9 protein-coding genes and 1 pseudogene are annotated in these 10,757 nt (G+C 51.6%); 6 read left to right on the top strand and 4 right to left on the bottom strand.

Annotated elements, in window-relative coordinates; genetic code table 11:
• The first annotated feature begins 250 nt into the window (after positions 1–250).
• On the top strand, positions 251–583 hold the full coding sequence (locus VFG09_01595; GenBank protein HET6513827.1) for a metalloregulator ArsR/SmtB family transcription factor: 333 nt from the start codon (positions 251–253) through the stop codon (positions 581–583).
• A 33-nt stretch (positions 584–616) separates the two neighbouring features.
• Here VFG09_01595 and cysS read toward each other — a convergent pair whose 3' ends face one another.
• Both cysS and epsC read right to left on the bottom strand, forming a co-directional pair.
• Positions 617–2,074 (bottom strand): cysteine--tRNA ligase, encoded by a 1,458-nt coding sequence (gene cysS / locus VFG09_01590; protein HET6513826.1) that lies wholly within the window; start codon positions 2,072–2,074, stop codon positions 617–619.
• 33 nt (positions 2,075–2,107) lie between these two features.
• Positions 2,108–2,740: pseudogene (gene epsC, locus VFG09_01585) on the bottom strand (serine O-acetyltransferase EpsC).
• A 70-nt stretch (positions 2,741–2,810) separates the two neighbouring features.
• On the opposite strand from epsC, the gene VFG09_01580 reads away from it, so the two are divergent.
• A complete protein-coding gene (locus tag VFG09_01580; GenBank protein HET6513825.1) occupies positions 2,811–4,283 on the top strand; it encodes an ATP-binding protein in 1,473 nt (490 codons plus the stop codon).
• A 7-nt stretch (positions 4,284–4,290) separates the two neighbouring features.
• Here the strand turns inward: VFG09_01580 and VFG09_01575 are convergent, their stop codons facing one another.
• Positions 4,291–4,530 (bottom strand): hypothetical protein, encoded by a 240-nt coding sequence (locus VFG09_01575; protein ID HET6513824.1) that lies wholly within the window; start codon positions 4,528–4,530, stop codon positions 4,291–4,293.
• A gap of 354 nt (positions 4,531–4,884) precedes the next feature.
• Here VFG09_01575 and VFG09_01570 point away from each other — a divergent pair, with 354 nt between their 5' ends.
• From VFG09_01570 to VFG09_01555, 4 genes are all read left to right on the top strand, one after another.
• Complete coding sequence (locus tag VFG09_01570; protein ID HET6513823.1) at positions 4,885–5,298, top strand: HEAT repeat domain-containing protein; 414 nt, start codon at positions 4,885–4,887, stop codon at positions 5,296–5,298.
• A gap of 70 nt (positions 5,299–5,368) precedes the next feature.
• Positions 5,369–7,999, top strand: coding sequence for an AMP-binding protein (locus VFG09_01565; protein HET6513822.1), 2,631 nt, complete (start codon positions 5,369–5,371; stop codon positions 7,997–7,999).
• A gap of 188 nt (positions 8,000–8,187) precedes the next feature.
• On the top strand, positions 8,188–9,642 hold the full coding sequence (locus VFG09_01560) for a VWA domain-containing protein (protein ID HET6513821.1): 1,455 nt from the start codon (positions 8,188–8,190) through the stop codon (positions 9,640–9,642).
• Entirely contained in the window at positions 9,629–10,591 is a 963-nt protein-coding gene (locus tag VFG09_01555; GenBank protein ID HET6513820.1) for a hypothetical protein, read from the top strand. Before VFG09_01560 ends, VFG09_01555 begins: the two co-directional genes overlap by 14 nt.
• A 9-nt stretch (positions 10,592–10,600) precedes the next feature.
• On the opposite strand, the gene VFG09_01550 is transcribed toward VFG09_01555, so the two are convergent.
• Positions 10,601–10,757, bottom strand: a 157-nt coding sequence (locus VFG09_01550) for an ISKra4 family transposase (protein ID HET6513819.1), incomplete at its 5' end; no start/stop codon positions are given.

The following is a 10,757-nucleotide window of genomic DNA, read 5'->3' as shown; positions in this document are numbered from 1 at the left end:
TTCCAGCTTGAAAGGAAGCACCGTTTGTGTCATGATTATTTCACCTCGTTGGTGTCATTGGTTTTGTGTCTCACTAACCATAACCATATCACATTAACGAGGTTTTTATTACCTGATTCTTTTTCAATCGCGATTCTTGGGCCGATCTTTGGATTATGCGAGATTAGGTGCAATGAGGTAGTCGTGGAATTTTTTGGACAGACCCTTGACCTTCCAGGAACAAATCCATACAATACTCAATATCATGCGCATGCAAAAGGATAAGACCATCTTTGAAATGCAGTCCGATGTGTGCAAGACCCTTGCAAGTCCCAAGAGGCTGGAAATCCTGCATGCCCTGAAAGACGGTGAAAAGACCGTGAGCGAGCTTGTTGGAATCCTCGGCGTGCCCAAGGCCAATGTCTCTCAGCACCTCGCGGTGATGAGGTATAAAGGGATCCTGAAACCAAGACGGGAAGGGATTAATATCTACTACAGCGTTTCGAATACAAAGGTGATCCAGGCCTGCACTCTCATGAAAGAGGTCCTCATGGAGAGCATGAAGGAGAAGGGGCACCTCGCCGCGACAGCATTCAAATCCTGATTCCCATCGGCATCAGGAATACGCGAATACTCTTCACGCAGTGATCTTCACCTTCCATGCTGTTCCGTCTTTCTTGTCCTCCAGGATAATCCCCTTTGCCTCCAGTTCCTTCCTGATGGCATCTGCGGCAGCCCAGTCCTTACGGTCCCTTGCCTCCTGCCTCTGCCGTATCTTTTCGAGGATGGCGGTCTTCTCATAGGGGATCTTTTTGGTCTCCATTAACGCGTCATACCATTCATCAGGCCTTCTCGTAAAGATGCTCAGGACATTCCCCGTGCGGTAAAGGAGATCCTTGGTTTTTAAGAGAAGCTCCTTTGCCTTCGGGCCGGAGGGTCTAGCGTCGAGATACCTGTTGACCTCCCGCAAGAGCTCAAAGATATGACCAAGCGCAAGGGCCGTATTAAAGTCGTCGTCCATCGCTGTCTGAAACTTCTCCAGAAAGGCGGCAACAGTCTCTTCAAGAGATTTCTCCTCTGCACAGGCCTTAGACTTATCCGAAACATCTTTCAGAAAATCATCGATCCTGATGACGGTCGTATAATACCGGTCGATTGACGCCTCTGCCTCTCTCAGCGACTCGTCTGAGAATTCAATGGGGCTTCGGTAATGGGTGGATAACAGGAAGAACCTGACGACTTCTGGATCGAACTTGTCAAGGATCTCCCGTATCGTAAAGAAATTCCCCAGGGATTTTGACATCTTCTCCCTGTCGATCGTGATAAAGCCGTTATGTATCCAGTATTTCACAAAGGGTTTTCCTGTGTATGCCTCGGACTGGGCCAGTTCATTCTCGTGGTGCGGAAAGATAAGGTCTGCGCCGCCCCCATGAATATCAAAGCTTCCGCCGATGTGTTTCATCGACATCGCCGTGCACTCGATATGCCAGCCCGGCCGGCCTGGCCCCCAGGGACTCTCCCACGAAGGCTCCCCCTCCTTTGACGACTTCCAGAGGGCGAAGTCCATGGGGTTCTTCTTCCGTTCGTCCACCTCAACTCTTGCACCGGCAAGCATATCGTCGATGTCCCTCTTCGAGAGCTTACCATAGTCAGGGAATTTCCTCACCTCGAAGTAGATATCGCCGTCGACGGCATAGGCATAGCCCTTGTCAACCAATCCCTTCACAATCTCTATGATCTCAGGGATATGCTCTGTCGCCTTCGGCTCCACATCGGCCCTTCCGACGCCGAGCCTGTCCATGTCACGGTAGTACTCTTCCGTGTATTTCTTCGCGACCGCGTCCCAGGTGATACCCTCCTGCTTTGCCCTGTTTATGATCTTGTCATCGATGTCGGTGAAGTTCCTGATATACTTGACTTCGAGGCCCTTGAACAGCAGGTATCTCCTTATGACGTCAAAGACGATGGCGCTTCTCGCATGACCGATATGGCAGAGGTCATAGACCGTGACTCCGCAGGCATACATCCCGATCTTCCCGGGGGCAAGAGGGACCATCTCCTCCTTCTTTCCGGTAAGGGTATTATAGACGCGCATCATTCCTCCCTTTCCTTCGAGCCTCTCGATCTTCTTTTCGAGCTCTGCAATGTGCCTCTCCATCACCCTCAAACTCTCCTCAATCGGATCAGGCATAGAGACCCTCGTAAGACTCTCCACCGGGCCTTCTTCCAGCATCCTCATGACCTTTTTCTTGATCACCTTTGCAGGGACACCGACAGCGATACCGTGATCGGGAACGGGGTCGAGGACCACGGCATTGGCGCCTATCTTAGCATAATCGCCGATTGTTATCGCCCCAAGTATCTTGGCCCCGGTCCCGACGACGACGTGATTCCCGAGGGTCGGGTGGCGCTTCCCTTTTTCCTTTCCCGTGCCGCCGAGGGTAACGCCCTGATAGAGGAGGCAGTTCTCACCGATCTCCGTTGTCTCCCCGATCACGACCCCCATTCCGTGGTCGATAAAGAACCCCTTCCCTATCCTGGCAGCAGGATGGATCTCAATGCCTGTCACGAAACGAGCGATGTGAGAAAAAAATCGCGGAATCACCGGTATCTTCAGGTCCCAGAGGAGATGGTTCATCCTGTGAAGAAAGATCGCGTGAAAACCTGGATATGAGAGCATCACTTCAATCCCGTTCCTCGCAGCAGGGTCATTCCTGAAGACAGCCCGGTAATCCTCCTTTATGGTGGCCCAAAAGCCCATAAGTAAAGGTATTATACACCAAGATCGTGGTATCATAGCTCATCCAGGAATAGAGACTAAGGGATGCCATATGCACGCAGACCCTGAATTCATACGGGTAACAATCGACAAGAGCCACATCATTACGATCGGCGAGAGGCTCTATGCAGAGAGCATCGAGTTCGTCCGCGAACTCGTGAACAACGCCTATGACGCAGATGCGACCCTTGTCGAGATCACCATGTCTGAAGATGCCATCGAGATCAGGGACAACGGCAGCGGTATGGACATGGAGGGACTGAAACAGTATTTCAGCATAGGCTCCCAGCAGAAGCTCTACTCCCCGAAATCGCCGGTATACGGCAGGGACAGGATCGGCCAGTTCGGCATCGGCAAGTTTGCGAGTCTCGCGGCCTGCAAGAGGTTCGAGGTCATCACGAAGAAAGAGGATTTCGTCGGAAGGGTGATCTTTGACAAGGAGCAATGGGAAAAGACCGGCGAGGTATGGCAGTTGCCTTTCGAAAAACTTGCGGCAGACTTCAGGAAGCAGAACGGCACAACCGTTCTCCTGGCAGGTTTGGAGAAAAGGTTTGAACCGAAAGACATTGAAGAGAAGATCATTGAAGGCACACCGATCAAGGCGCCCCACTTCAGAGTTAGGATCAACAACCATACCGTTACTCCCCGGAGCCTTTCAGGCCACAGGATCCCCATCCTCGAAGGAACGTCTTTTGGCCCCCTGACCGGAGAGATCGTGATCCTCCCTGAGACCGCCTCATCATCGATGGATTTGGGCATCGAGGTGAAGGTCAAACAGGTGACGGTAAGAAGGGAACTCTTCGGTATGGAGACGTGGGGGAAATCGATGGCAAGGGTCAGGGGCGAAGTGAATGCGGATTTCCTTCCCATAACAAGCGACAGGACCGGGTTCGTCAGGGATGCAGAAGAATACCGGCAATTCCAGAGGGTCATGGACAGGGTTATGGAAGGAGTGAAGGTATCATTCCAGAGGCTGACCATGAAAAAGGAGAGCAAGAAGGTCAGCCGGGCGCTCAAGGAAGCGCTCCAGAGGATCTACAGGGCCCTCGCAGCCAACCCCGACCTTTCTCCCTTTGGTGCCCTTCCCATCGGTGAAGAGACCGGCGGCATCGGAGGCGCTGCAGAGCTTCAGCGAAAGAAGGAGGGACTGAAGGAAGGACAGGATATCACTCCGGAAGAGGAAAAGAAAGAGAAGACAGTGAAGAAGAAGAAAAAGAAGCCCAAAGTGAAAAGGCTCACGCCGAATGCGGTCATAAAGAGAATAAAGTTCGGTGAGACAGGCGTCTCCTGCGTCGTCGATAACTTCGGGGAAGACGGCCCGGAGGTCTTTTCAGAAGAGACGACGATCTATATAAACCGGGACCATCCTCTCTATAAGAGAGAGTCCTCAAAGGTCGATACGCACACGCTGAACCTTGCGAGACTCATCACACAGGAAATCGCCCTCATGAAGGACCCGAAGAATCCGAGACAAGCCTTCGAGCGACAGTCCAAGCTCCTCAAGGATGCCTTCGTGCAAGGGTGATTCCCTATCACGGTTCAATTTTATTGATCTCATTTTTGAGTTTGCTCAACAACCCCGTGATCGAGACGGTATCGACTTTCAGCATACGCAAATCCCTCTCTATCCGTTCCAATTTTCCCAGAGCTTCCTTAAACTCATCGATATTCTTTCTTACGTCCTTGTCTCTGCACGCCACACATATCCACGTGCTGCCTATTTCAGCCCAGTCTGCCGGCGAACCGCAATCACACAACCTCTCGTTCCCCATGTGCCTCCTCCTTGTTCGATACGTTACCAAACCAATAAGTTCATTCCTACGGTGTCATTCGCGCCTGTCGGGAATCGTTCTGAACAAAGACTCCGGACAAGCCGGAGTGACAGACAGTGCTCCATACTTAATGGTCTCCCTTAGTAATAACAGTTTAGCACGGCGCAATGGAAAGAATGAAAAGAGGAGATGATCAATGTCCGGTGTCAACATGCCAAATCTCGACAGATTGTTTCTTCGGTCTACGTCATCTCTACAGGGAAAAGATGGCGATATTGTATTGCACAATGAATTGTATTATAGTTGTGTGTGGGGGCCATAAGAAGATCAAATAGGAGGCCACAAGGGGAATCTATGACGGAACGTTTTGAGATGAAGTCGACGATTGCTGATCATATGGAGAAGGGCTTCCTCGAAAACATCATCGATATGTTCAAGCATGACCGGGGCCTTTATGCCTTGATCGGAGAATTGATGACAGACGAGAGGATGCGTGTGAGACTCGGGATTTCTGCTCTTGTCGAGACTCTTGCGAAGGATGATCCCGGGGGTATTGTGCTGGCGATACCGGGGATTGCAGATCTTCTCAAGGACTCAAGTCCAACGGTCAGGGGCGATGCAGCCTATCTCCTTGGGATCATCGGCCATTGCAAGGCGATTCACTATCTGGCAGAAGTGCTGTGTGACGATAGCGAGGATGTGAGAGGGATCGTTAGGGAGTCGATAGAGGAGATCAGGCAGAAGGCCGGTAGTGTGCGGCAAAAGTAGCTGCAGTTTTTAATCTGCCTCCAGCCCTGAAAAGAGAACCGGCCAACATTCGGACTGGTAACGTCTTGCTATGAACGGTGACACCATCATCAGTCTGTTCCTCGACTCTGCGGTAAAGCATAGAGACGATACCGCCTTCACCTACTTCGATCAAACATGGAAGTGCATCACCTATGGAACGTTCCTGAACTCGGTGAAGGGGCTGGCATCCCACTTGGTAAAATCAGGGATTGAGAAGGGAGAGAGGGTCGCCATCCTCTCGGAAAACAGGATCGAGTGGTGCGCTGCCTATCTCGGAATTCTGATGTCGGGGGCAATTGCAGTGCCGATAGACGCGCAGCTTGGAGCTTCTGAGGTCAGGAACCTCCTCGATGATTCGTCTTCGGTCCTCGTATTCTACAGTGACAGGACAAGGCCAAGTGTTTCGGTCCCCCGTGCTTTGAACTTTGATTCTCCACGCTTCAGTGATATCTTGAACACCCTTGAGATTGAGAATTATTCCGAGATCGCCGTGGACGATACGGCATCCATCGTATACACATCGGGAACAACGGGAAGGCCAAAGGGCGTGATGCTCACTCATAGGAATTTCTGTTCCGATGCTTTTGCCCTGATGGAGGAGGGGTTGGTCACCGAAAGAGATGTTGTTTTATCGGTCCTCCCTCTTCACCATACCTATTCCTTTATGTGTGCATTTCTTGTACCCCTTTTCCTCGGAGCGTCCATAACCTATCCGAAAGGCCTGAAGGGACCGGAACTCGTATCCACAATGAAAGAGAGGGGGGTGACTGTCCTTGTTGCGATCCCTCAGCTCCTTGAGCTCATCAGAAACGGGATCTTAGGAAGGTTCCGAGAGATGCCTGCGTTTGTGGCAGTCATCCTCCGTATCCTCAGGAGGGTGAGCGGCGGGCTCAGAAAGATATCCGAATTGAACATGGGAAAAGTGCTCTTTGTATCGGCCCATAAGGCCTTCGGCGAGAGTTTCAGATTCTTTACAAGCGGCGGCGCAAGGCTCGATCCTTTAGTGATGGAGGACCTTGAGGGCCTCGGGTTTACGGTCCTCGAAGGTTACGGATTGACGGAGACGTCACCCGTCGTCACCTTCAATCCCATAGAGAAGAGGAAGGCAGGGTCTGCTGGAAAGCCTCTTCCTTCCGTTGAGATTCGGATCATGAACCCCTCGGGGAGCGGGGAAGGGGAGATCGCCATTCGTGGGCCTATGGTTATGAGGGGCTATTACAACGACCCTGAGGAAACTGCGAAGGCCATTCGTGACGGATGGTTCCTGAGCGGCGACCTGGGCCATCTCGATCATGAGAACTATCTCTTTATCACAGGCAGGGCGAAGGAGGTCATCGTCCTGAGTTCAGGCAAGAACATCTATCCCGAGGACGTGGAAAAGACATATCTGAAGATCCCTCTTGTCAAGGAGATATGCGTTGCCGCCGCAGAGGAGCGCGGTATGGTTGAGTCCCTGCACGGCATCATTGTCCCGGACCTTGACTATGCCCGGAAAGAACGGATAGGTAATATCCGGGAGTTTCTGAAGACTGCCATAAATCAGGTATCTATGACGATGCCCCCTTCCATGAGACTGAGAGGGTTCACCCTCTCTTCAGAACCGCTGCCGAGGACGCCTCTTGGCAAGGTGAAGCGTTTCATGATGAAAGATTTCATCGAGCAAGCGAGAAGAGGCAGGAGGGTGACAAGGGAAGAGGATACGTCCCTTCTCCAAGACGAGACAGGCAGGGTCATCGCCGAATGCATCGCCTCTCTCCAGAGGGAAAAGATCCCCGTCCATGCATCGGATAACCTCGAACTCGATCTTCGCCTCGATTCTCTTCAGCGGATAGAACTGGTTGTGGCTATCGAAAAGGCCTTCTCCCTGAAGCTGCCGGAGACCTTCGCCTCCGAGATTCAAACCGTGGAAGAACTCCTGAGCAGAGTGAAGGATGAGAAGTCAAAGGGTGTGCGTGCGGCTGAAGGGGCCGCAGGAGAGGATATCTTCTCTGCTGAGATCACGGAGGAAGAAAAGAGAGAGATCGGGCTTGTACTAAGCCGGACCGAGTGGGCTGTCAGCGCTCTCTTGCTCAAGGTTGTGAGACTGATCCTGAGAATCTTCTTCAGGCTTGAAATAAAGGGGCTCGACAACCTTCCCGAGCCGCCCTTCATCATTGCATCGAACCACGCGAGCAACATGGACGGATTCGTGGTCGGCGGTACCGTTCCCCTCAAGGTCTTCAGGATACTCTTCTTCCAGGGCTTTCAGGTGTACTTTAGCGGATGGTGGCTGCCCTCCCTCTTCGGCAGGCTTGCCCATGCGATCCCGATAGACCCTGAGACCTTCCTGAGCAACGCCCTCAGGCTTTCGTCTTATGTCCTGAGAAATAGGCGGATACTCTGCATATTCCCCGAAGGAGGCAGGACCTTTGACGGAACGATCATGCCTTTCAAGAAAGGCATTGGCATCCTCGCTCTGAGGCACAATATACCGGTGGTGCCTGCTCTCATAGAGGGGACCTTCGGGGCGTTGCCCAGAGGTGCAAAGTGGCCAAAGATGACGAAGGTGAGGATCTCCTTCGGAAGACTCTATCATCCCTCAGAACTTGATCTCTCGAAGAGGCCCGGGGGAGTGGATGAGTACCAGTTCTTTGCTGACGAGGTGCGGGAGAGGGTGAAAGCATTGTCATCCGAGACATAGTCATGCGTTGTTCTGCGGCAGACGGACCTGCCAATGCCCCTGAACATTTACATTACTGTTGAGGGGGGCATACTTCAAACCTTTAATAATGCGATTTTTGTAGAGAAGACGGACAAAATAATCTCGCTTAAGCTTTTCTCAAGAAATCCGATATATAATTAATAATTGTGTATCGTTTATTGGGAGGTATGTCCGTAGAGATGGCGACGCGATATGTCCTCGTCTGTCTCATCATCACATGCTCCTTTTCCTTTTCCGAAGGAGGAGAGGAAAAGATGAAGGGCATCGACACGGTCCTCGTTATGGACAGCACCGGCAGCATGAAGAAGACCGATCCCCTGACGCTCAGAAAACCCGCTGCCAGGCTCTTTATCTCGCTCCTCAGCGATAACGACCGCGCCGGCATCGTGAGCTTCAGTGATAGTGCCAGGCTTCTTATCGGCATTACAGAGATAGGAGAGAAATCCGGACAGAAACGCCTCTTCAAGGCAGTCGAGATGGTCAACTCGAAAGGCCTCTTTACAAACATCCACGAGGGCATCAAGATGGGATTTGAAGCCCTCAAGTCCTCGCATAATGACGAGAAGATCCTTATCCTCATGTCCGACGGACAGATGGACCTCGGTGACAGGGTAAAGGAAGAGGCCCTCGTAGCAGACCTGAAGATGTCACTCTTGCCTGAGATCAAGAAGGCCGGGGTGAGGATCTACACGATAGCCTTCACTGAGGAGTCTGACCAGGCACTTCTTGAAGAGATAGCAACAAAAACAGGCGGGTTCTACAGGCTCGCAAAGACAGGCCAGGACCTCCATCTTGTCTTCGCGTCGGTATTCGAGAAAGTAAAGTCTCCTGATTCCCTTCCGATCCAGGGAGACGGCTTCTCAGTGGACAAGGATGTGAAGGAGATGGTACTCCTTATCACAAAGAAAACACCCGGGACAGCAGTGGCAATTGCCGATCCCTCTGCAAGGGAACAGACATCGAAGAGACATGGACCCGACATCCAGTGGTATGAGTCAAAGGTATTTGATATGATCACCGTAAAACAGCCCCTTTCAGGCAGATGGAAGGTAAAATTTCATGCAGCTGAGGGTAACAAGGTCTTCATCATGACCGATCTGAAGCTCATGAGTTCATTCAAGGAGGACCTTGTCACCCAGGGCACGGTTCTGAAGATCGATGGGTGGATCGAGAAGGACAAGGAGCCGATTAAGGTGAAGGATGTCCTTGAGCATATTAAGATATCGGCGCTGGTAAAACCACCTGACGGGAAGACCTTTGCCATAGTCCTTCATGACGACGGGACGAACGGGGACACCGCACCCCATGACGGTGTCTACGGGGGACAATTTTCGACTGACCAGGCAGGCGATTACAGCATTCAGTTCATTGCCGAGGCCGAGACCTTCAATAGGGCAAAGGATGTTCTGTTCCGGGTCTTGCCGAAGCCCGCTGAGGCACCGAAAACGCCGGTTGCTCAGTCAAAAGAGGTCAGGGCAAAGGAGGAAGACCATGTCTCCTGGCTGAAGACCCTGATCTCCTTCGGCGTCATAAATCTTGGCATTGCCCTTCTCGCGGCCGGCGTTTTTTCCGCAATGAAGTTCATGAAGACACGGGGGAGGAAAGACAATGTTGAGGATTGATGCGCTCTATCTACTTTTGCTTGTGGAAGCACTGGTTCTCATGACTGCCTTATCTCTGTATCTTCTTTACAGGATGAGAACGTACCGGAAGATGATGAAGGGAGGAAACGAGGAAAAGGAAGGGGTAAAGAAGCTTATTGAACGGCAGAGAGATGAGAAGCTTGAGCAGGTGAAGATGGTGAGTGAAGAAGAGACGAGCAATCCGGAGAACATGATATTGAGGGAATTGCAGTCATCGAGGCTGCAGCTGATGAACACGGTGCTTGAGGGTCTCGGCAAGAGAGGTGAGAACCATGGAGTTCTCTGGGAAACTTTCTGCCGGGCCTTTGAGGAGATCGTAAAGGGTATCCTTCGGGACAAAAGGGAATTACTCTCGGAGATCGACAAGTTCCGGACAGCATCGAAGGAGACCGATGACTCAGGCGAGGAAATACGTGAGTTAAAGGCGGGGGCCTCAGGACAGGAAAAAAGGATCGCCGATCTCCTCTTGTATAAGGAACTCTTTGCAGAGTCCCAGAGGAGGCTCGATGCTATTCACAGGAACAGTAAGGGATTACGGGAAAAGCTGGTTGTCATCGCAGAAGATGCAGGGGTCTCCGAGTCCATGAAGGAGAGCCTTGATAGCCTCGATCGCAACAATAAGGAACTTCAGCTCTGTGTGGACGTCCTCGAAAAGGAGAATGACCGCCTGACAAAGAAGATCAGCATGTGGCAGGCTGAGCTTCAAAAGGTCTGGCAAGAGAAAGATGAAGGAGAGGCCGTTGTCCAGGGTGAATACGGAAAGATCCGGGAAGAAAAGGAACTCCTGAAAGCGAAGACAAGAGAGCTTGAAGAGACTATTGAAAAGAAAGACAGGGAAATCGCCGCCCTGCAAAAAAAATTTGAGTCCCTAGAGGCTGAATATATGGTGCTCTATAAAGAGAAGATGGGACAGGGGCCTGCGTCATAGAATCGGGTATTAAGCAGCCCTGGACTCCCAGAAGTCTTCAAAACGATGCGAGAGCATGGCACATCGGAGGGCGATAATGGCGTTTGCACCTTTTACGGTCCACTCCATTCCGGATTGTTTTAAGCGGGAGCCGATGATACTTTTACAACCGGCCTCAATAACGCCT

The sequence above is a fragment of the Thermodesulfovibrionales bacterium genome (assembly GCA_035686305.1).
In the GTDB taxonomy this organism is placed as follows: Bacteria; Nitrospirota; Thermodesulfovibrionia; order Thermodesulfovibrionales; family UBA9159; genus DASRZP01.
This window is presented reverse-complemented; position numbering and strand designations above follow the sequence as displayed.

Bases quoted from the DNA above. Each gene is read 5' to 3' on its own strand.
- VFG09_01595 (HET6513827.1), top strand. From the start codon at position 251: ATGCAAAAGGATAAGACCATCTTTGAAATGCAGTCCGATGTGTGCAAG.
- cysS (HET6513826.1), bottom strand. From the start codon at position 2,074: ATGCGCGTCTATAATACCCTTACCGGAAAGAAGGAGGAGATGGTCCCT.
- VFG09_01580 (HET6513825.1), top strand. From the start codon at position 2,811: ATGCACGCAGACCCTGAATTCATACGGGTAACAATCGACAAGAGCCAC.
- VFG09_01575 (HET6513824.1), bottom strand. From the start codon at position 4,530: ATGGGGAACGAGAGGTTGTGTGATTGCGGTTCGCCGGCAGACTGGGCT.
- VFG09_01570 (HET6513823.1), top strand. From the start codon at position 4,885: ATGACGGAACGTTTTGAGATGAAGTCGACGATTGCTGATCATATGGAG.
- VFG09_01565 (HET6513822.1), top strand. From the start codon at position 5,369: ATGAACGGTGACACCATCATCAGTCTGTTCCTCGACTCTGCGGTAAAG.
- VFG09_01560 (HET6513821.1), top strand. From the start codon at position 8,188: ATGTCCGTAGAGATGGCGACGCGATATGTCCTCGTCTGTCTCATCATC.
- VFG09_01555 (HET6513820.1), top strand. From the start codon at position 9,629: ATGTTGAGGATTGATGCGCTCTATCTACTTTTGCTTGTGGAAGCACTG.